Here is a 20,605-nt window from a genome sequence, read left to right on the forward strand (position 1 = left end):
AAATGAAAAGAAACATATTGGTGCCGGCGGTTGCCCTGTTGCTGTTTTTTATTTATCAATTCGCTGCCGGCAATGTGTTCTATGCCCATATCCTGGTGATGGCGGCTATCAATGCCGTATTGATCAGTGGGATTTCTTTGGTGGCGAGGACCGGCAGGTTGTCTTTTGGGCATGCGGCATTCGCGGCAATCAGCGCCTATGTCTGTGCGATATTGACCACGACGTATGGCGTGAGCTGGACGCTGGCGGCTATTGCAGGGATTTCTGCGGCGGCCATTGTTGCCTATCTTCTTGGAAGCGTCATCGTCAAATGCAGAGGGGTGTATTTTGTTTTAGTGACGTTCGCGTTCGCCGAATTCATTCGTCTGGCGTTGCTGGAGTTCCCCTCGGTGACCGGCGGGGCGAGCGGCTTGTCCGGAATTGCACCGCTTTCAATCGGCGTGTTCACACTGGAAGGCGTGAATCAGTGGTTGATTTTCTCTGTACTGTTTTGTGGCGTCTTGACATTTCTGATCAATCGGTTTTTCAAGACGGCTTCCGGGAAAGAATACCTGTCTGTCAATGACAACCCGGATCTTGCCGAATCCACCGGCATCAATGTCGCCTCTGTTCAACTGGCTTCGTTTGTGGCTGGCGGGGCAATCACTGGATTTGGCGGAATCCTGATGAGTACGTATATCGAATTCATCTCCCCGGAATCGTTCAACATCCATTTGTCCATCACCCTGGTCACCATGCTGGTGATTGGTGGCGTCAATTCCTCATGGGGACCTCTCGTCGGAGCTATTTTTCTGACCCCCTTGCCGGAGATTCTGCGGGGAGCTCAAGAATATCAGCATCTGTCTTATGGCATTGTGCTGGTGGTCATCTTGATGATGAGGCCGAAAGGCCTGGTGTCGGTCTTTTCAAGCCTGTCGTCCGCTCCGTTCGTCTTCAACAAGAAAGAGAAGAAAAATGCTTGAAGTAGAACATGTATCCAAGAATTTTGGCGGCCTGGCTGCCCTGTCGGACATCAATATCAGTGTGGCGAAGGGAGAGACCGTCGGTATCATCGGCCCGAATGGGGCGGGTAAAACGACTGCCTTCAATATCATTACAGGTACGCTCTCGCCCAGCAAGGGGCGGGTGTTGTTGAATGGCAGAGATATCACCGGCTTGAGGCCAAGTGATGTGGTGAAGCTCGGTCTGGCCAGAACGTTTCAGAACGCCACGTTATACCCGGATGTGAATGTCGCTGAAAATATCTTCCGGGGAACCTTGTGGAAACTTCAGCGTAATACGCTGCTGAACATGCTGCCGCCAACACGGCAGTACCTGGACAAGCTTGCTGAAAAGATGCAGTTGGTTGACGAGATCATCGCCACGCTGGAGCTCGAGGAATACCGGAATGTGATCGCCAGGGAGCTTCCTTACGGCATTCAAAAGAAAGTGGGCGTGGCGATTGGCTTGGCGACATCGCCGGAGATTCTGCTGATGGACGAGCCTGCTGCAGGCTTGAACAGCAAGGAGTCACGAGAATTTGGCCGGTTGATCAGCAAGATAAAACAACATTATGGACTGACTGTCGTGCTTGTCGAGCATCATATTGCCCTGGTGCGTGAAATATCATCAAAAATCATTGTGATCTCTCAGGGCAGTGTCATCGCCGAAGGCGTTCCAAATGAGGTGCTGAATGACCGAAGAGTCGTGGAATCATATCTAGGCGGTGGAGGGTGGCATGCTGAGGGTTGAAAGTATTTCTGTTCGGTATGATCTTCTGGAGGCGGTTTCTTCCGTTTCGATCGATATCAAGCAGGGGCAGATCGTCAGCTTGATCGGGGCAAATGGTGCTGGGAAATCCACGACGCTGAAATCCATCATTGGTATCTTGTCATTATCTCGGGGCAAGATATTTTATGACGATGTGGATCTGACCCACACGAAATCGCATGATAGGGTGGCCAAAGGTATTGTGCTTTGCCCTGAGGGCAGGAGGCTGTTTCCGCGAATGACCGTATATGAGAATCTTCTGACCGGGGCTCATTTGAATCGTGGCTCTCGGCTCATAAAGAAAAACCTGAATGATGTGTATGAGCTCTTTCCAAGGGTGGCTGACAGAAGAAAACAGGTTGCGGGGTCATTGTCGGGTGGCGAACAACAGATGGTTGCCATCGGGCGGGCCCTGATGTCCAGCCCTAAAGTGCTCATGCTGGACGAGCCCTCTTTGGGCCTGGCTCCCAAGATCGTCAAGGAAATCGAGCAGGCGGTTAAAAAAATAGTCGAGCTGAAGGGAATTTCTGTCCTGCTGGTCGAGCAAAACGCGAACCTGGCTTTGCAGATGTCGGATTACGGTTATGTGCTCGAAAAAGGGGCAATCATCAAGGAAGGATTGGCAAAGGATCTTTCCGGGGATGAAGAAATAAAGAAAATTTACCTTGGCATATAAAATCAAGAGCGGGCGAGTCAGATATGGATACGGAAGTAGTCGTCATTGGTAGCGGGATCGGCGGATCGGTGACAGCAGGGCGTCTTGCAGAGGCCGGCCTGAAGGTTACCTTGCTGGAGCGGGGGCCTTGGTGGGATACCGTACCGACCCAATCGGCCGGCATCGAAAACAGAGTCAAGTTTCCAAGAGGAGTTGAGCTGTTCTCTCGTGCAGTCCGATCCATTTCCTTGCCCTGGCTGCCTGTGGACAGGCTGGTTGTGAATAAAAAGGGTTTGTTCGACCTGTATTTTTCCAAGAATATGGAGGTGGTTTGCGCGTCCGGCGTGGGAGGGGGCAGTCATGTGTACTCCGCCGTGCATCGCAGGCCGCCGGATGAACATTACTGGGATGGTCATTGCCCGGGTCTGGATGAACTTTCCATGAAACCCTGTTATGACCGGTTTATCCATAGAGTCGGCTCGCAGAAACCGGATGCCGGCAATAGACCGCCTCACACCGCCGCCGAGGTTTTCGTCGATGATCCGCATTTTCTGCCTGCCGTTCCCAGTGCGGAAACCAAGGTGGGTTTCCTGTTGCCGGAAAAATCTCATGAGCACCGCCTGCTTGAGGGAGAAGGCCATATCAAAAGATGGCAAGCGGACTATGGAAGTGATGACCACGGATTTCTGGGTGCGCCTTCCGGAGCAAAATCATCAATGGATATCGTGTATATTTTGCCTGCGCTCAAAAAGGGACTGAATGTATTGGATATGTGCGAAGTGCAGTGCATCAAACATGATGTGCAGCGCAATGATGGATTTAAAGTGACATATAAAAATCTGCGCGATGATACCGTCATCACTATAAACGCTCGATACGTTTTTGTTGGTGCGGGCACCATGAACACGTTGCGTTTGCTGCTGGACAGCAGAGACAAACACAAGACCCTCAAGGGGATGCCGGGCCTGGGAAAGAGATTTAGCGGAAACGGGGATATACGAGGATTCTGGGATTTGAACGATAAAACCCGTGATTTTACAAAAGGTCTTCCAAGCAAGGGCGGAATCAAGCTGAGAAACAATCCTTACGGGGATCTCGTTATTGGGCGCAATGGTCTTCCCAGCCTCAGCCGCTACCCCTTTCCGTCTTTTGTCCTTGATCGTCTCAGGCACGGGATGGTGGTGAGTGGCATGGGTGTCGATGCCATGGATGGTGTGGCAAGTGTCAAGACGGGTAGGTTTAGAATAGCGTTCGATCCTTCCAATAGCCCTATCTACGAAAAAATAAAGGGCACGATGAAAGAAATAGGCAGGTTGTCAGGCCGCAAGATCTATGCGACAAAGCGTCCGTCCACTGTGCATCCTTTGGGAGGCGCCTGCGTGGGTACAGAGGAAAGTGGTGCGGTCGTGGATTGCAATGGCGAGGTTTATGGCACGCCTGGGTTATTTGTGGTGGATGCTGCGGCCTTGCCTGCGCCGGTGGGAACCGGCCCTTCCATGACGATCGGCGCCTGGGCTGAAAACGTCGTGTCCAGATTCCTTAAAAGACAAGATATTCTTTCGCCTGATCCGAATCATTGAAATCATCCGCTCAATCAGAGTTTTTATAGTAGATCACCATGCTTGCTATTGATAATGGTCGAAAAATCCATTTTGAGATCAACGGAAATCCGGCTGGCCGTAAGCTGATGCTCCTGAATTCGCTGGGTACTTCCCTGAGGTCCTGGGATGAGGTGGTTGGCTTGCTAGGGGATCAGTACCATGTCCTGCGGATTGACAAGTCCGGGCACGGTCAATCGGATCCCCATCCTGGGACAGCGCGCATAGCGGATAATACGGCCGATGTGCTGGCCGTCATGGATGCCGTGCAGTGGGACAAGGCAAGTGTCTGTGGAGTATCCATTGGGGGTATGACGATCATTGACATGGCGATCCATTACCCCGACAGGCTCGACAAGATCATCATTTCCAATTCTTCGTCTTACGTCAGCCCGGAAAATCTGATGGAAAGATGTGTGATGATTGATCATTTTGGCCTGGCTTTTGTCGCTGACAAAGTTGTTGGGCGTTTTTTCGTCGATCAGTCAACCGTGTCGAGCAATAGACGGTATATGGTGGCGCTTAGGGATTTTCTGAGTTGTGATGGTGCCAATTACATTAATTGGTGTAACGCCATCGTGGCGATGGATTACAGAGATCAGCTTCACGAGATCAAGGCAGAGACACTGGTCATCACCGGTCAGCATGACAAGGCGACGCCTGCGCACATGGGGCAATATCTGCATGCGTCGATCAAAGGATCAACAATGATCGAGCTGCCCTATGGACACATTCCTTACATGGATAATCCGGAGAAATACGCCGGGATTTTGAAAAGATTCATCTCCTGATCGCACTCGATCGACTGGACAAAAAAATAGCGGGCCGAAGCCCGCTAGACAAATTGAGATCTGGATCGTTAATCAGTCGCGATTTCCGCCGAAGATGCCCAGCAGCATCAGCAGGTTGGAGAAGATGTTGTACAGGTCCAGGTAGACCGCCAGGGTGGCGGACACGTAGTTGGTTTCGCCGCCCTGGACGACGCGCTGCAGGTCGACCAGCAGGAAGGCCGAGAAGATGCCGATGGCCAGCACCGACAAGGTCAGCATCAGGGCCGGGATCTGCAGGAACATATTGGCCACCATGGCGACCAGCAGCAGGACGACGCCCACGAACAGGAATTTCTGCAGGTGGGTGAAATCGCGCTTGGTCGTCGTGGCGACGGTGGCCATGACGCCGAAGACCGCCGCCGTGCCGCCGAAGGCCAGCATGATGAGCTGAGCGCCGTTGCCCATGCCCAGGACGTGGCCCAGCAGCCGCGACAGCATCACGCCCATGAAGAAGGTGAAGCCCAGCAGCAAGGCGACGCCCAGGGAGGAATTCTTGTTGCGTTCGATCAGGAACATCAGGCCGATGGCGCCCACCAGGAACACGATCGTGCTGACGCCGGGGCTGGTGGCCATGGCCTGGTTCATGCCGAAGGACAGGCCGACGGCGGCCCCCAGGACCGTGGGAATCAGCGACAGCGCGAGCAGCCAATAGGTGTTGCGCAAGACGCGGTTGCGGGCGGCAGCCGGCGCGGCATAGGCGCTGGTGTCGGGCAGTGTGTGGCGGAAGTCGGACATGGCGGTTTCCTGTGGTGCGTGGGGCCGGTGCATGGCATCGGCCAGAATGAGGTTAATCTTACAACAAGCTGAATAATGTCGTCTATGCAGGCGGTAAAACGGCGTACCCGGGAGGATCCCGGGCCGGCGCCGTCGCGTGCGCGACAACGGTCCTTATCTTGGACACTCAGGCGCCGCGATGGTTCCCGCCGGCGGGGTGGTCGGCCGGCAGGCGATGCCCCCGGACTTCGTGGCCGGCCTGCTGGTACTGGGCCCAGCGCTGGCGGGCGGCCTGGATGTCGGCCTCGTGGCCGGAGACGATTTCCAGGATGCGCTCGAAGCGTTTGGCCCCCGGGGGGCAGTCCAGGTCCAGGTTCAGCAGCCAGCCGCCGGGCGGCTGGCCGGCCAACGTCGCGGCGTCGGCCACCAGCACCACGTCGGCCTGATCCGCCAGGGGATCGTCGGCCAGGGCGTGCGGGATGAAGCTGGCCGGATCGAATTCCCACAGCAGGGCGTCGAAGCGCCTCAGGCGGCGTTCGTCGGTGCAGTACACCAGCAGCCGGCGGCCCGCACCGACGTGGCGCGCCGCCGTGCCGCAGGCCATGCGCAGCCGGTGGGCCGCGCCGTAGGCGAAATCAACCCGTGTCATGCCCGGATCAGGCCTTGGCGCCGCATTGCCCCAGCAGATAGCTCATCAGCAGGGGCACGGGGCGGCCGGTGGCGCCTTTCTGCTTGCCTTCGAGCCAGGCCGTGCCGGCGATGTCCAGGTGCGCCCAGGGGTATTTGCCGGTGAAGCGCGACAGGAAGCAGGCGGCGGTGGTCGATCCGGCGGGCCGCCCGCCGATGTTGGCCATGTCGGCGAAATTGGACTTGAGCTGGTCCTGGTAGGCGTCCTCCAGGGGCAGGCGCCACGCCGGGTCCAGCGCCTGGCGGCTGGCGGCCAGCAGGTCCGCCGCCAGGGTCTCGTCCTGGGTGAACAGCCCGCTGTTGACGTGGCCCAGGGCGATCACGCAGGCGCCGGTCAGGGTGGCGACGTCGATCACGGCGGCGGGCTTGAAGCGTTCGGCGTAGGTCAGGGCGTCGCACAGGATCAGGCGGCCCTCGGCGTCGGTGTTGAGGATTTCGATGGTGCGGCCCGACATGCTGGTGACGATGTCGCCCGGCTTGATGGCGGTGCCGCTGGGCAGGTTTTCACAACTGGGGATGATGCCGATGATCTCGCGCGGCAGATTCAGTTCGGCCACGGCGCGCATCGTGCCCAGCACGCTGGCGGCGCCGCACATGTCGAACTTCATTTCGTCCATGCCGGGACCGGGCTTGAGCGAGATGCCGCCGGCGTCGAAGGTGATGCCCTTGCCGACCAGCACGATGGGGGCCGCTTTGCGGGCGGCAGCCCCGGCCGGGGTGTGGCGCAGGACGATGAAGGCCGGCGGTTCGGCCGAGCCGCGCGCCACCGACAGGAACGAGCCCATCTTCAGGGCCTCGATCTTTTTCTGATCCAGGACTTCGGCTTTCAGGGTCTTGAACTGCTTGGCCAGGTCGCGCGCCGTCTTGCCCAGGTAGGTGGGCGTGCAGACGTTGGGGGGCAGGTCGCCCAGCAGGCGGGTCAGGTTCATGCCGGCGCCGATGGCCGCACCCTGATCCAGTCCGGTGCGGGCGCGTGCGACCTGGGCCCGGCCCAGGTGCAGGACGAAGGCGCGCAGCTTGGCGGCGGGCTTGGATTTGCTGAACGTGGCGTCGTAGCGGTAGGTGGCCGCGCTGACCAGTCGGGCTGCCGAGCGGGCGTTGTCCGCGACGTCGGCGTCCGCGCAGGGCAGGGCGCACAGGGTCGAAACCGCATGGCCCACCCCGGCGCGGACGCAATAAGCCGCCAGGGCTTCGTGGGCGCGCGCCAGCGTCGCCGCTTTCAGGCTGTCCTGGGCGCCCAGGCCGAGTAAAATGACGCGTTCGGCGGTGATGCCGGCGGGTGCATGCAGCGTCAGGATTGCGCCGGGGGCCGCGTCGAATTCCGCCTTGACGACGGTCCGGATCGCGCCTTTGGTCGCCTGGTCCAGGGCGTCGGTGGCAGGGCTCAGGACTCCGTCCTGGAACACGCCCACGGCCAGGGCCTGGGTTTTCAGCGTGTGCAGAGAGGCCGATGTCGTTGTGCTAAATTCCATTCGTTTTCCTTGGGTCCGGTGAATTCCAGAGAGGTCGTACACCTCTAAACGATCCATTATTCCGCATTTTCCCATGTCATTGTTCAAGCGCGCCGTCTTTTCCGAGATCACCAGCCATGCGGGCATCGTGTTTTCCACGCTGCTGGTGGTGTGGCTGAGCGTGCTGATCGTGCGCCTGCTGGGCGAGGCCGCCAATGGTGATATCGGCGCGAACGTCGTGCTGGGCCTGGCGGCTTTTTCCAGCATCACCGCACTGCCGGTGATCCTGTCCGTGACCTTGTTCGTGGCGGTGCTGACCACGGTCACGCGCAGCTACCGTGAATCCGAGATGTCCGTCTGGTTCGCCAGCGGCCTGTCGCTGGGCCAGTGGCTGCGGCCGGTGATGCGTTTCGCCCTGCCGATGGCGGCCGTGGTGGCGGTGCTGACTCTGTCGGCCTCGCCCTGGGCCTACGGCCAGATCGAAGAATACCGTCAGCGCTTCGAGCAGCGTTCCGACTTGTCCAAGGTCTCGGCCGGCCAGTTCATCGAGACCGACGATGGGCGGCGGGTCTTCTTCGCCGAATCGCCTACCCGGCCGGACGACGAACTGGGCCGGGTGGTGGCCCGCATCATCGAGCCCGACTGGCTCAGCGTGGTCACGGCCGAAAGCGCGGCGATTCGCACCGAGGCCAATGGCGACCGCTTTCTGGTGCTGGGGCCGGGGCACCGCTATGACTTGAAGCCGGGCACGCCCGAAATGCGCCTGCTGGATTTCGACCACTATGGCGTGCGCATCGAAAGCCGCAGCGATTCCGGGGCGCAAGAGGCCAGGCGTCAGCAGGCCCTGCAGCAGATCAAGGCGCGTCCGACGCTGGATCTGATTGCCCAGGGCGACTCCGAATCCATGTCGCAATTGATGTGGCGGCTGTCGCTGCCGCTGGCGGTCCTGAATCTGGCGCTGATCGCCCTGCCGCTGGGGGCGGTGAATCCGCGTCTGGGCCGTTCGGGTGATCTGCTGATCGCCGGCCTGCTGGCGCTGCTGTACATGAACCTGATCAATCTGTCGCGCGGTTGGATCGCCAGCAACGTGCTGTCCTTCGGCGTCGGCCTGACGCTGGTGCACGCCGTGTTCCTGGTCCTGGGCCTGGGGCTGATGTGGCGGCGGGTGCGCATGCCCAAGCCCAAGCGACGTCCCCGGCAGACGGAGGCCTGAGCGCATCGGCGTCCGCTCCGGCCGGCCCGCCAGGAAAACCCTATGTCCGGCACACTGTCTTCGGCGCATTCAGAACTGCTCGGTCGCGTTCGCGACGCGGTCGCCGCGGACGAGCGGTTCGAGGCGTTGCTGATCGGCGGCTCCTATGTGCATGGTGGGCTCGACGCGTACTCTGATCTCGACTTCGTGCTTGTCGTCGCTCAGGCGTGCTACGCGGAGGTCATGGCGGACCGCCTGGCGTTCGCTGAGTCGCTGGGCGGTCTGGTGTCGGCGTTTACGGGCGAGCATGTAGGAGAACCGCGCCTCCTCATCTGCCTTTACGGCCCGCCCCTGGTGCACATCGACCTGAAGTTCGTCGTGGCGTCCGACCTCGATCACGGGATCGAGCGACGGGCGATCCTGTTCGCCCGGGATCCCGTCGGCTTCGAAGCGCGCGCGTGCGCCGCCGCCGTCGAGTGGCCGAACCACCCGCCGGAATGGTTCGAGGCCCGCGCCTGGATCTGGCTGCACTACGCGGCCGCCAAGCTGGGCCGGGGCGAGCTCTACGAGGCGATCGGCATGCTGGGTTTCTTTCGCGAGCAGGTCCTCGGGCCGATGCTCTATCGCCGCGCCGGCCTGGACCAGCGGGGCGTCCGGCGTCTGGAGGCGTTGCGGCTGGATCCGGAGGGCCGGTTGGCGGACACCGTGGCGTGCCACGCATTCGCCTCGGTGCGCGCGGCGATCGTCGCCTGCGTTGAGGCGTATCTCGATTTGCGCGCCGACGATCCCCCCGACGCGCCGCGCGCGGGCATGCCGGGGCTGCTGCTCGATTGCGTCGGTCAGGCTCGGGCCGCGGACGCGGCGCGGCGTCCGGGCGCATAGGACGGCGCCCAGTCCCCGGCCGGGGTGTGCAGGGCCCGGGCGTGGCCGTGCAGCAGATCATGGTTCAGCGTCACGGCCTGTTTCAGATAGTCCCACAGGGCCATGACCCGGCGCGTGCGGCGTAGGTCTTCGTGGCAATACATCCAGAAACTGCGCGTGATCAGGATCGTATCGGCCAGCACGGGCTCCAGGCGTTCGTCCTGGGCCGCCAGAAAGCAGGGCAGGACCACCAGCGCCTGGCCCCCCAGGGCCGCCTGGTACTGGGCCAGCACGCTGGTGCTGCGGAACACCACCCGCGAGGGCGGCACGAGGCCGTCCAGGTAGCGCAGCCGGTCGCTGAACAGCAGTTCGTCAACATAGCCGATGAAGGTGTGCTTGCTGAGGTCGGTCTGGCGCCGGATCGGCGCGTGGCGGGCCAGATAGTCGCGGGTGCCGTACAGCCCCAGGCGGTAGTCGGTCAGCTTGGTGCACAGATAGGGGCCGCGTTGGGGGCGTTTCAGTGCGATGGCGATGTCGGCCTCGCGCTTGGACAGGCTGATGAAGCGCGGCACCGGCATGATGTCCAGCGTCATCGCCGGGTGGCGGCGCTGGAAATCCACCATCAGCGGCGTCAGGACCGTGCTGCCAAAGCCTTCGGTGGAGCCGATCCGCAGGTGGCCGGAGGGCGTCTGGGCGGCGCCGGACAGGGATTCGTGGGCCGCCAGCAGGGTGCTTTCCACCTGTTCGGCGTGGGCGAAGAAGCGCAGGCCCTCTTCGGTCGGGGTGTAGCCGCTGGCGCGGGACTTTTCGAATAGCGTCACACCCAGGTCCTGTTCCAGCGCGCGGATGCGCCGCGTCACGGTGCTGTGCCGCACCCCCAGGCGTTGGGCGGCGGCGCTGGCTCGCTGCGTGCGGGCGACTTCAAGAAAATAGCGGATCGCGTCCCAGTCGGTCATGGTTGTGCAAATATCGTCAACGAATGTGCAAACATTTTCATGGTAATAAGTTTTTTACACAACTAAACTGAGCCGGGGATCAGAATTCCCCGGCGCCCCGCAGAGGGCAAGCCAGACAACGACAACGGAGACAAGACTATGCAGAAATTCTCGCTGACTCTGGCGGCCGCGCTGTGCGCCACCGCCCTGTCCATGTCCGTTTCGCAGGCGGCGACCCCGCCTGTCAAGATCGGGGTGCTGACCGACATGTCGGGCACCTACGCGTCCATGGGCGGCATGGGGTCGGTGTCGGCGGCGCAACTGGCCATCGACGACTGCCTGAAAGCCGAGTGCAAGGGCATGAAGATCGAGCTGGTGTCGGCCGACAACCAGAACAAGGCGGACGTGGGCGCGGCGCGCGCCCGCGAATGGTTCGACCGCGACGAGGTGACGGCGATCGCCGACCTGACCAATTCCGCCGTGGCCCTGGCGGTGCAGAACATCGCCCGCGAAAAGAACAAGGTGGTGATGTTCTCCGGCCCGGCCACCACGGACCTGACCAACAAGAACTGCTCGCCGGTGGGCTTCCACTGGATGTTCGACGTCTATTCGCAGTCGATCGGCGGCGTCATGGCCATGTTCGGCAAGGGCGGCAAGTCCTGGTTCTTCATCACGGTGGACTACGCCTTCGGCCATTCCCTGGAAAAGGGCGCATCCGACATGGTCAAGGCCCTGGGCGGCACGGTCAAGGGCTCCGTCCTGCATCCGCTGAACGCGCCCGACTTCGCCTCGTATCTGCTGCAGGCGCAAAGTTCCGGCGCCCAGGTCGTGGCCCTGGCCAATGGGGGGCAGGATACGGTCAACGCGGTCAAGCAGGCGCGCGAATTCGGCATCGTCAAGGGCGGCCAGCGCCTGGCGTCCCTGCTGGTGTTCCTGTCCGACCTGCGCGCGCTGGGCCTGGAAAACGCCCAGGGCCTGAGCTACGTGGACGGCTTCTACTGGGACTTCGATGACGCCTCGCGCGCCTGGTCCGCCCGTTTCGCCGAGGCCTTCCAGGGCAAGAAGCCCACCATGACGCAGGCCGGCGTGTATTCCAGCGTGCGGCACTACCTGAAGGCCGTGGCGGCCACGGGTTCCACCCAGGGCGACGTGGTGGCGGCGAAGATGCGCGAGATCCCGATCCAGGATCCCATCATGCACAACGCCTCCATCCGTCCCGATGGCCGGGTGATCCACGACATGTATCTGTACGAGGTCAAGACGCCGGCCGAATCCAAGGGCGAATGGGACCTGTCCAAGCTGGTCGCCACGATCCCGGCCAAGGACGCCTTCCAGCCCCTGTCGGCCTCGACCTGCCCGCTGGTCAAGAAATGATTCCGGCTCCCGCTTTCACTGAATTTACTCAGGAGATTTGAATGAGCGACATCCCACGCGTCCCGCTGCTGATCGGCGGGAAACTCGTCCAGTCCGAAACCAAGGAATGGCGCGACATCATCAATCCGGCCACCCAGGAAGTGGTCGCCCGGGTGCCCTTTGCCACGCCGGCCGAAGTCGAGCGGGCGGTGGCCGATGCCAAAGAGGCCTTCAAGACCTGGCGCAACGTCAGCCAGGCCAAGCGCCGCCAGATCATGGTGGATTTCGCCCAGCTCTTGCGCGAACACACGCCGAAGATCGCCGAGGCCATTTCCCGTGAGCACGGCAAGACCCTGCCCGACGCCGAAGGCGAGGTCGCGCGCGGCCTCGAAGGCGTCGATCACGCCGTGTCGGCCAATACCCTGCAACTGGGCGACTATTCCGAAAACGCCGCCACCGGCATCGACGTCTATTCGGTCATCCAGCCCCTGGGCGTGTGCGCCGGGATCACGGCCTTCAACTTCCCCGTGATGCTGCCGTGCTGGATGTTCCCCATTGCCGTGACCTGCGGCAACACCTTTGTCTACAAGCCGTCCGAGCAGGACCCCACGGCCTCGCTGATGGTGGCGCAGCTGGCCCTGGAGGCCGGCCTGCCGCCGGGCGTGCTGAACGTGGTGCACGGCGGCCCGGACGTGGCCGGCGCCCTGTGCGATCACCCCGACATCAAGGCCGTGTCCTTTATCGGCTCGACCCGCGTCGGCACGGAGATCTACCGCCGTTCCTCGAACGCCGGCAAGCGCTGCCAGGCCATGATGGGCGCCAAGAACCACAGTGTCATCATGCCCGACGCCGACCGCGAGGCCGCCCTGAACTCGATGCTGGGCGCGGCCTTCGGCGCGGCCGGCGAGCGCTGCATGGCGATTTCCGTGCTGGTGCTGGTGGGCGAGGCGCAGAAATGGCTGCCGGACTTCGTCGAACGCGCACGCAAGCTGAAGATCAACGTCGGCACCGACCGCAAGGCGGACCTGGGCCCGCTGATCTCGCCCGCCGCCAAACAGCGCGTCGAGGGCTTCATCCAGAAGGGCGTGGACGAGGGCGCTGAACTGCTGCTCGATGGCCGTGGTGTTCAGGTTTCCGGTTACGAAAAGGGCAATTTCGTCGGCCCGACGGTGTTCAGCGGCGTCAAGGCCGGCATGAGCATCTACCGCGAGGAAATCTTCGGGCCGGTGCTGTCCGTGGTGATGGTGGATACGCTGGAGGAAGCGGTGGAATTCATCAATGCCAACCCCAACGGCAATGGCACCTCGATCTTCACGCAGGACGGCGGTCATGCCCGCTACTTCCAGAACAACATCGACGTCGGCCAGGTAGGGATCAACATCCCCATCCCGGTGCCGGTGGCCTGGTTCAGCTTCACAGGGTCGAGGGCCTCGAAACTGGGTGATCTGGGCCCCAACGGCCGCCAGTCGATCTACTTCTGGACCCAGACCAAGACCGTGACCGCCCGCTGGCAGGCGCACCCGCGCGAGATCAATACGACGATCTCGATGCAGTGATCGATACGCCGCGCTCCTTACGGAGGCGGCGGACCGCAGGCGGCGCTCGCCCGTTCAGGGCGGGCGCCGCCTGTGTGTTTGTCAGGGACCGCTCATTGCGCCGAGCCGTTTTTCCGAGTGTTTCAAAATCCATGAATCTTTGTCAAAATGGGGCGGCAAACACGAGATGGCCACTTCAAGGGACGGAGGCGATATGCGGCGATTGATGGCGGTACTGCTGATGGGGATGGCGTTCGGTCAACCGGCGTTCGCGGCAAGCGGTGCTCCCGAATGGGTGGCCTGGACGGGCAAGCTGCCCAAAAACATCGTCCAGGGCGGGACCGATTTCCACGGCACGGATATTCTGTATATCTGCCGGGGCTATTACGTCAATGGCACGCATCCCGGCAAGCTGCTGCGGGGCGACTGCCGCATCGGCCATGGCGGCAAAGAAATCGTCCTGAAGTCGAAATTCGAGGTCATGGTCTGGAAGGCAGCGCCCCCGCAGCCTTCGGGTTCCTGCCTGCATTGACGCCGCCGTCGTTTCGCGTAAACAAATAACAAAAAGTCATATCAACTAGGTTCTATATTCCATATAATGGCTCTTCCTATAGGGTCTTAGATATGAACCTGCAGCAATTCCGATTTGTCCGCGAAACGATCCGGCGCAATTTCAACCTGACCGAGGCGGCGCGTTCGCTGTACACGTCCCAGCCCGGGGTGTCCAAGGCCATCATCGAATTCGAGGACGAATTGGGCGTGCGGATCTTCGAGCGCCACGGCAAGCGTCTCAAGGGCCTGACCAAGCCGGGCCAGGCCGTGTCCGTGGTCATCGACCGCATCATGCGCGAGGTCGACAACCTGAAGAAGGTCAGCGACGAATTCGCCCAGCGCGACGAAGGCGCGCTCGTCATCGCCTGCACCCACACCCAGGCCCGCTACCTGCTGCCGCGCGTGATCCCGGCGTTTCGCGCGCGCTTCCCCAAGGTCCACGTGTCGCTGGCCGAAGGCAATCCCGAGCATCTGGCCAAGCTGGTCCTGCATGAACAGGCGGATCTGGCCATCGCCACCGAGACCCTGGCCCGGACCCCGGGCCTGGTGGCCCTGCCGGTGTACGCCTGGGAACATACCCTGGTGGTGCCGCCCGATCATCCCCTGACGGAATTGACCTCCAGCGCCGCCCGCAATCTGTCGCTGGAGCATCTGGCCCGCTATCCCATCGTGACCTACGACCGGGCGTTCTCGGGCCGGTGCGCCATTGACGCGGCCTTCGAGCAGGCCGGGATCGAGCCCGACATCGTGCTGGAGGCCATCGACGCCGACGTGATCAAGACCTATGCCGACATCGGCCTGGGAATCGGCATCATCGCCGGCATGGCTTTTGATCCGCGCCGCGACAAGGGCCTGGTCGGCCTGCCCGCCGGTCACTTGTTCGGCCGGCACACCACCAGCGTGGCGATCAAGCGCGGGGTGTTCCTGCGCGATTTCGTCTACGTGTTGATGGAGATGCTGGCGCCCGAACTGTCGCGCGACGTGGTGGCCGAGGCGGTGGCGCAGCCTGCGCCGGTCGTCCGCGACGCCGCCTGAACCTGGCCCGGATTCGACCGTATCACTTCGTTGGTTCGCCTCGCCGTGCAAGAGCACTGTCTTCGGCTTCCCGCCTCGTGCTCCGGCCGAATTCGGGCCAGGTTATACACCTAGATAGGCCCGCTTCAACTCCGGATCTTCGATCAGGTCGCGGGCCGGCCCTTCGCGCACGATGCGGCCGGTCTCCAGCACATAGGCCCGGTCGGCGGCCGCCAGCGCCAGGTGGATGTCCTGTTCGACCAGCAGGATGGTGACGCCCTGGTCGCGGATGGCCGTCAGGTTTTCCATCAACTGATCGACGATGATCGGCGCCAGGCCCAGGCTCATCTCGTCGACCAGCAGCAGGCGCGGCCGGGCCATCAGGGCGCGCGCCATGGCGCACATCTGCTGCTCGCCGCCGGACATGCTGCCGGCCAATTGACACCGCCGCTCGGCCATGCGGGGAAACAGGCCGTAGATCCTGTCCAGGTCGGCCCGCACGCCGGCCCGGTCGTCGCGCCGGTAGGCGCCCATCAGCAGATTGTCCTGGACCGACATGCGGGGGAACAGTTGGCGGCCCTCGGGCACCTGCACGATGCCCAGGCGGAAGATCGCGTCGGGCGTGCGCCCGCCGATGGACTGGCTGCCGTGCCATTCGATCGTGCCCGCCTGGATCGGCAGCAGGCCCGAGAGCGTGCGCAGCAGGGTCGTCTTGCCTGCGCCGTTGCTGCCCACCAGCGCCAGGAATTCGGCCGGCCGGACGTCCAGGGAGACCGAGTGCAGCACCTGAACCAGGCCGTAGCCGGCCGACAGGTCGCGGATGCGCAGCAGCACGTCCGGTGCCGCGTGCGGGGGCGTGGGGGTGTTCATGCGCGTTTCTTCCCGAGATAGGCTTCGACGACGCGGCTGTCGGTCAGCACGCTGTCGGGCGCGCCGTCGGCGATCTTCTCGCCGTGGTGCAGCACCATGATGCGGTCCGACAGGGTGCGGATCGCCTTGATGACGTGCTCGATGACGATGATGCTGATGCCGGTGTCGCGCACTTTGCGGATGATGGCGATGACCTCGTCGATTTCCACCAGGTTCAGGCCGGCCATGACCTCGTCGCACAGCAGCACGCGCGGCTGCATGGCCAGGGCCTTGGCCAGTTCCAGGCGTTTGCGGTCGGGGCCGCCCAGGTCCTCGGCGCGGTGATCGACGTGCTTGTCCAGGCCGACGAAGCGCAGGCATTCCCGGGCGCTTTCGCGCGCCAGCGCCAGATTGGCCTGACCCTGTCCGCGGCCGAACAGGGCGCCGACCGCCACATTGTCCAGCACCGGCAGGCCGGGGAAGGGCTGCATGATCTGGAAGGTGCGGCCGATGCCCAGGCGCGCCCGGCGAAAGGCCGCCATGCGGTCGATGCGCCGGCCGTCGAACCAGACCTCGCCCTCGGTGGGCTCCAGGGTGCCGCTCAGCAGACTGATCAGCGTGGTCTTGCCCGCGCCGTTGGGGCCGATGAAGCCCAGGATCTCGCCCGGCGCGAGCGCGAAGCTGACGTCGTGCACGGCCACCAGCCCGGCAAAGCGGCGCGTCAGCCCTCGTGCCTCAAGGATCGGGCGCGCACCGCTTGCGTGTCCGGTGGGCGGTGTGCGTGTGGGGCTGTCCTGCGTGCTCATAGCCGATGCATCCGGATGTTTTCGATGAAATAGCGCCAGCCCGCCTGGCGGTAGCGCCGCGCCACGTCGGCCAGGCCGCGCGGCATCAGCACCACGGCGATGACGATGACGGCGCCGAAGAACAGGCCGGCGATGCTGGTGACTTCGCTGGACAGGAACTCGGAGATCGCCGACAGGATGAGCGAGCCCACCAGCGGCCCCAGGATCGTGCCCGGGCCGCCGAAGACCGCCATGATGATCATCTTCACGTTCAGCGTGATGTCGAAGGCGCTTTCCGGGTCCAGGAAGGTGATCCAGTAGGCGTGGATGCCGCCGGCCAGGGCGCTGAACACGCCGGCCAGGGCGAAGGCCAGGACTTTGTAGCGCGTCGTATCCACCCCCATCACGACCGCGCCTTCCTCGTTCTCGCGGATGGCGATCAGGCCGAAGCCGAAGCGGCTGCGGGTCAGCCACCAGACCGTCAGGGTGGCGATGACGAGCAGGCCCAGGGACAGTTCGTAGAACAGGGCGTCGTCGTTCAGCGGCGGCAGCACCAGGCCGATGTTCTGGCCGGCCAGTTCCACATTGGAGACGATGGCGGCCATGACCTGGGCCAGGGCCAGGGTGGCGATGGCGAAATAATGACCCTTCAGGCGCAGCACCGGGATGCCCAGGCAGATGGCGAAGACCATGGCCAGCACCACGCCGAAGGCCAGTCCGGCGGCGAAGGGCAGTTGCCATTGCACCATGGCGATGCCCACGCCGTAGGCGCCCAGCCCGTAGAACACGGAATTGCCGAAGGACGGGTAGCCGGCGTAGCCGCCGATGATGTTCCAGCCCTGGGCCAGCACGGCCAGCAGCAGCGTGCTGATGCCGAACTGGATGAGCGTGTCCGAGCCGTACAGCGGCAGCAGCGCGAGCGCCGCCAGGACGAGCAGGGCCAGGAGGATGCGCGGGGCGTTCATGCGGTCCTCCCGAGCAGGCCGCTGGGCCGCACGATCAGCACCAGCACCAGCACGCCGAAGCTGGCCACGTCGGCAAAGGTCGGCCCCACGTACAGCGTGGTCAGGGCCTCGATCAGGCCCAGCACGAGACCGCCGGCGATCACGCCCAGGGGCGTGTCCAGGCCGCCGATGATGGCGATGGCGAAGGACTTGGCGGTCAGGGTCGCGCCGATGTAGGGATTGATCTGCGAGACGGTGCCGTACAGGCCGCCGGCCGCGCCGGCCAGGGCCAGGCCCAGGCCGAAGGTCACGGCGTACAGGTGGCGCGGCTCGACGCCGTGCAGGCGCGCAGCCGACAGGTTCTGGGCGGTCGCACGGATCGCCCGGCCCAGCCGGGTGTGCAGCAGAAAGCGCCACATGGCCAGCGTCAGCAGGATGGCCACGCCCGAGGCCGCCAGGCGGACCAGCGGGATGGTCAGGCCCAGGACGCTGATGTTCCGGCCGGAGTAGGACGGGTTGATGGTGCGGAAATCGGCCGAGAACACCAGTTGCGCCAGATAGGTCAGGACGACTTCCAGGCCGAAGGTGATCAGCAGCGTGTTGAACATGGGCGCCCGGGCGACCAGATTCAGGATGCCGCGCTGGACGGCGTAACCGATGCCGAACATCAGGACCGCCGTGAGGGGCAGCCCGAGGAAGGGATCCAGGCCCAGCCAGGTAAAGCTGTACCAGGAAAGGTAGGCGCCCAGCATGATGAAGGCGCCGTGGGCCAGGTTGACGATGTTCAGCACCCCCCAGACCAGGGCCAGGCCGAGCGCCATGATGGCGTACAGCCCGCCCTGCAGGATGCCGTTGACGAGGACTTGCAGCAGGAGGTCCAAGATAGGCTCCCTGGGGACCGAGACGGAGGGATCAGCGCTTGGCCCAGTCGGGCATCGGGTATTTCGCGTCGCGCAGGAATTTGTGGCCGTCGAACACGGCCGCCGGCTGGCCATCCTGCACCTGGATCACCATCTGGTCGAGGTTGATCTGGCCGTTGTCGGCGAAGGCGATGCGCCCGTACAGGCTGTCGAAGTCGCTGGCGGCCAAGGCGTCGCGCACGGCCTTGGGGTCGAGCGTGCCGGCTTTTTCGATGGCCTTCACGATGGCCTCGACATCGGCCACGCCCGAGGCGGCGTGATAGTCGGGTTCGTAGTGATACTGGGTATTCCAGGCCTGGGCGAACTGAGCCGCATCGCCGAACCAGTCGTCCTTCAGCGTGTCGTTGGGCAGCCAGGCGGACATGCCGAAGGCGTATTCAGCGTCCGCGCCCAGCGCCTTGCGGAAGTCCTCGCTGGGTACGCCCACGGTAAAGGAGTAGAGCTTGGGCGAGACGTCCAGGCTCTTGGCCTGGCGGATGAAGTTCAGGATCTCGGTCTCATGCCCCGCGACCAGCACGGCGTCGGCCTGCTTGGCCTTGATCTGCGACAGCAGGGTGTTGAAGTCGCTGGCGTTGCTGCTGTAGCGCTCGTCGATCGTCGTCTTCAGGCCGGCCTGTTCCAGCAGGGGACGGGTGCCCTTGGCCACGGACACGTCGAAGGCGTCATCCGCATAGAGCAGGGCGACCTGGGCGGGCATCGGCTTGAGCTGCTTGAGCATGGCAATCGTGCTGCCGAAGTAGTTGCTGGCCGGCGCCAGGGTGCCGAACACGTACTTGAAGCCGCGCGAGAAGATCTGATCCGATGCGCCGCCGCCCTGGACCATCGGGACCTGATATTTTTCCGACACGGCGGAATCGGCCAGGGCGAAGTTGCTGGCAAAGGGTCCCAGCAGGAAGTTCACCTTGTCCTTGGAGACCAGTTGCGTGTACTGGCGCACGCTCAGGTTCACGTCGGATTGGTTGTCGTAGATCTTCAGCGCCAGCGTGTATTTCTTGCCGCCGACCTGGACGCCGCCCTTGCGATTGATCTGGTCGACCGCCAGGCGGTAGGCGTCCTGGTAATACCGGCCGGTGTTGGCCACGGGGCCGGTCAGCTGGACCGAAGCGCCCAGGACGATCTGATTGTCGGCCGCCTGGCTGGCGGGGCTGCCCAGGCTCAGGGCCAGGGCCAAGGCCGCACAGGGCAACCCGTCACGCAGCAGAGTGTGCATGGTGTGTCTCCGTTGATGGTTGTTTGAGGGAATTGTGCGCCGGGTTCGGTAACAACTTTCTGAACGGAAGTTGACGAAAGACTGAATCGGTTCGGGGCGGTCGGGGCGCCAGAGGCCGTCGGGCGGACGGCTGCACATTTTTTTACACACGTGCTAATTGCGTTTGTTAATAGTAATGATTATCATTAACTATCAAAACAACGTGTACAAGCCCGTGCCCTCGCGCACCGGCCACCTCCAGGAGTCCACACCATGGCGCAATCCCAAGTCAGTGCATTGATCGTCGGCGCGGACCGGCTGGGCAATATCCCGGATCTGCTGCGTGACCACAATATTGCCATCCGCCACCACATCAGCGGCCGCGAACCCGCGCACCAGAAGAAGACGCCCTCGCTGCCTTCCGGCACGGAGCTGGTCATCCTGCTGACGGATTTCCTGGGGCACAACGTGATGAAGACCTTTCGCCTGGCGGCGCAGCGCGCCGGCATCCGCGTGCTGGCGTGCCGGCGATCGGTGTGCAGCATGCAGCAGGCGCTGGACCAGTGCGGTTATTGCAAGGCGTGTCCGCTGCGTGAAGAAAATGCGGCCCGGTCTACGGCGCGCGCGCCGTTCAAGGGGCGAGGCGGCCTGGTCTTGCAGTGAGGCGTCGAGAGGCTGCACCGCCTCTGCGACTCATGGAAAAAGCCCCCACGCTGCGCAGCCTTACGGCCGCTTGCATCCACCTCGCGGCCTGCATGCCGCTCGGATGCGTCAGGCGCAGGTCAGTCCACA

Annotated in this window: 21 protein-coding genes; 12 read left to right on the top strand and 9 right to left on the bottom strand. The window is 62.9% G+C overall.

The features are described from left to right. Window positions 1-2: 2 nt before the first annotated feature. The 5 genes from ACFO0J_RS09530 to ACFO0J_RS09550 are packed head-to-tail and all read left to right on the top strand — an operon-like array spanning window position 3 to window position 4,793. Window positions 3-962: a branched-chain amino acid ABC transporter permease gene (locus ACFO0J_RS09530; RefSeq protein ID WP_376812830.1), complete on the top strand. Its 960-nt coding sequence runs from the start codon at window positions 3-5 to the stop codon at window positions 960-962. Further along, a complete protein-coding gene (locus tag ACFO0J_RS09535; RefSeq protein WP_376812831.1) occupies window positions 955-1,731 on the top strand; it encodes an ABC transporter ATP-binding protein in 777 nt (258 codons plus the stop codon). The genes ACFO0J_RS09530 and ACFO0J_RS09535 overlap by 8 nt, the downstream gene beginning before the upstream one ends. Then, window positions 1,718-2,425, top strand: coding sequence for an ABC transporter ATP-binding protein (locus ACFO0J_RS09540; protein ID WP_376812832.1), 708 nt, complete (start codon window positions 1,718-1,720; stop codon window positions 2,423-2,425). The genes ACFO0J_RS09535 and ACFO0J_RS09540 overlap by 14 nt, the downstream gene beginning before the upstream one ends. A gap of 23 nt (window positions 2,426-2,448) precedes the next feature. Then, entirely contained in the window at window positions 2,449-3,984 is a 1,536-nt protein-coding gene (locus ACFO0J_RS09545; RefSeq protein ID WP_376812833.1) for a GMC oxidoreductase, read from the top strand. A gap of 38 nt (window positions 3,985-4,022) precedes the next feature. After that, entirely contained in the window at window positions 4,023-4,793 is a 771-nt protein-coding gene (locus ACFO0J_RS09550) for an alpha/beta fold hydrolase (protein WP_376812834.1), read from the top strand. A gap of 72 nt (window positions 4,794-4,865) precedes the next feature. Here the strand turns inward: ACFO0J_RS09550 and ACFO0J_RS09555 are convergent, their stop codons facing one another. From ACFO0J_RS09555 to ACFO0J_RS09565, 3 genes are all read right to left on the bottom strand, one after another. Further along, window positions 4,866-5,567, bottom strand: a complete 702-nt coding sequence (locus tag ACFO0J_RS09555; protein ID WP_376812835.1) for a Bax inhibitor-1/YccA family protein — start codon at window positions 5,565-5,567, stop codon at window positions 4,866-4,868. A 166-nt stretch (window positions 5,568-5,733) separates the two neighbouring features. After that, window positions 5,734-6,195, bottom strand: a complete 462-nt coding sequence (locus tag ACFO0J_RS09560) for a DNA polymerase III subunit chi (protein ID WP_376812836.1) — start codon at window positions 6,193-6,195, stop codon at window positions 5,734-5,736. A gap of 7 nt (window positions 6,196-6,202) precedes the next feature. Then, window positions 6,203-7,705, bottom strand: coding sequence for a leucyl aminopeptidase (locus tag ACFO0J_RS09565; RefSeq protein WP_376812837.1), 1,503 nt, complete (start codon window positions 7,703-7,705; stop codon window positions 6,203-6,205). Window positions 7,706-7,778: 73 nt separating this feature from the next. Between ACFO0J_RS09565 and lptF the strand changes: the two genes are divergently transcribed. Both lptF and ACFO0J_RS09575 read left to right on the top strand, forming a co-directional pair. Continuing rightward, window positions 7,779-8,897, top strand: coding sequence for an LPS export ABC transporter permease LptF (lptF, locus tag ACFO0J_RS09570; RefSeq protein ID WP_376812838.1), 1,119 nt, complete (start codon window positions 7,779-7,781; stop codon window positions 8,895-8,897). Window positions 8,898-8,939: 42 nt separating this feature from the next. After that, window positions 8,940-9,758: a nucleotidyltransferase domain-containing protein gene (locus ACFO0J_RS09575; RefSeq protein ID WP_376812839.1), complete on the top strand. Its 819-nt coding sequence runs from the start codon at window positions 8,940-8,942 to the stop codon at window positions 9,756-9,758. On the opposite strand, the gene ACFO0J_RS09580 is transcribed toward ACFO0J_RS09575, so the two are convergent. Continuing rightward, entirely contained in the window at window positions 9,716-10,693 is a 978-nt protein-coding gene (locus tag ACFO0J_RS09580; RefSeq protein ID WP_376812840.1) for a LysR family transcriptional regulator, read from the bottom strand. The genes ACFO0J_RS09575 and ACFO0J_RS09580 overlap by 43 nt on opposite strands. 138 nt (window positions 10,694-10,831) lie before the next feature. On the opposite strand from ACFO0J_RS09580, the gene ACFO0J_RS09585 reads away from it, so the two are divergent. The 4 genes from ACFO0J_RS09585 to ACFO0J_RS09600 all read left to right on the top strand — a co-directional run bounded on the left by ACFO0J_RS09585 (window position 10,832) and on the right by ACFO0J_RS09600 (window position 15,147). Further along, window positions 10,832-12,046, top strand: a complete 1,215-nt coding sequence (locus tag ACFO0J_RS09585) for an ABC transporter substrate-binding protein (protein WP_376812841.1) — start codon at window positions 10,832-10,834, stop codon at window positions 12,044-12,046. Between the two features lie 41 nt (window positions 12,047-12,087). Next, window positions 12,088-13,581 (top strand): CoA-acylating methylmalonate-semialdehyde dehydrogenase, encoded by a 1,494-nt coding sequence (locus tag ACFO0J_RS09590; RefSeq protein WP_376812842.1) that lies wholly within the window; start codon window positions 12,088-12,090, stop codon window positions 13,579-13,581. A 205-nt stretch (window positions 13,582-13,786) separates the two neighbouring features. Then, on the top strand, window positions 13,787-14,092 hold the full coding sequence (locus ACFO0J_RS09595; protein WP_376812843.1) for a hypothetical protein: 306 nt from the start codon (window positions 13,787-13,789) through the stop codon (window positions 14,090-14,092). A 92-nt stretch (window positions 14,093-14,184) separates the two neighbouring features. After that, window positions 14,185-15,147, top strand: a complete 963-nt coding sequence (locus ACFO0J_RS09600) for a CysB family HTH-type transcriptional regulator (protein ID WP_376812844.1) — start codon at window positions 14,185-14,187, stop codon at window positions 15,145-15,147. Between the two features lie 102 nt (window positions 15,148-15,249). Here the strand turns inward: ACFO0J_RS09600 and ACFO0J_RS09605 are convergent, their stop codons facing one another. The 5 genes from ACFO0J_RS09605 to ACFO0J_RS09625 are packed head-to-tail and all read right to left on the bottom strand — an operon-like array spanning window position 15,250 to window position 19,834. Beyond that, window positions 15,250-15,996 carry an ABC transporter ATP-binding protein gene (locus tag ACFO0J_RS09605; RefSeq protein WP_376812845.1) on the bottom strand — a complete coding sequence of 249 codons (747 nt, stop codon included), beginning with the start codon at window positions 15,994-15,996 and terminating at the stop codon, window positions 15,250-15,252. After that, entirely contained in the window at window positions 15,993-16,781 is a 789-nt protein-coding gene (locus tag ACFO0J_RS09610; protein ID WP_376812846.1) for an ABC transporter ATP-binding protein, read from the bottom strand. Before ACFO0J_RS09610 ends, ACFO0J_RS09605 begins: the two co-directional genes overlap by 4 nt. Continuing rightward, entirely contained in the window at window positions 16,778-17,725 is a 948-nt protein-coding gene (locus tag ACFO0J_RS09615; RefSeq protein WP_376812847.1) for a branched-chain amino acid ABC transporter permease, read from the bottom strand. Before ACFO0J_RS09615 ends, ACFO0J_RS09610 begins: the two co-directional genes overlap by 4 nt. Continuing rightward, a complete protein-coding gene (locus ACFO0J_RS09620; protein WP_376812848.1) occupies window positions 17,722-18,585 on the bottom strand; it encodes a branched-chain amino acid ABC transporter permease in 864 nt (287 codons plus the stop codon). The genes ACFO0J_RS09615 and ACFO0J_RS09620 overlap by 4 nt, the downstream gene beginning before the upstream one ends. A gap of 31 nt (window positions 18,586-18,616) precedes the next feature. Further along, entirely contained in the window at window positions 18,617-19,834 is a 1,218-nt protein-coding gene (locus ACFO0J_RS09625) for an amino acid ABC transporter substrate-binding protein (RefSeq protein ID WP_376812849.1), read from the bottom strand. A 252-nt stretch (window positions 19,835-20,086) separates the two neighbouring features. Here ACFO0J_RS09625 and ACFO0J_RS09630 point away from each other — a divergent pair, with 252 nt between their 5' ends. Next, window positions 20,087-20,476: a DUF2325 domain-containing protein gene (locus ACFO0J_RS09630; protein ID WP_376812850.1), complete on the top strand. Its 390-nt coding sequence runs from the start codon at window positions 20,087-20,089 to the stop codon at window positions 20,474-20,476. Window positions 20,477-20,605: the final 129 nt, after the last annotated feature.

Source organism: Castellaniella hirudinis, from assembly GCF_042651965.1.
Classification (GTDB): Bacteria; Pseudomonadota; Gammaproteobacteria; order Burkholderiales; family Burkholderiaceae_B; genus Castellaniella; species Castellaniella hirudinis.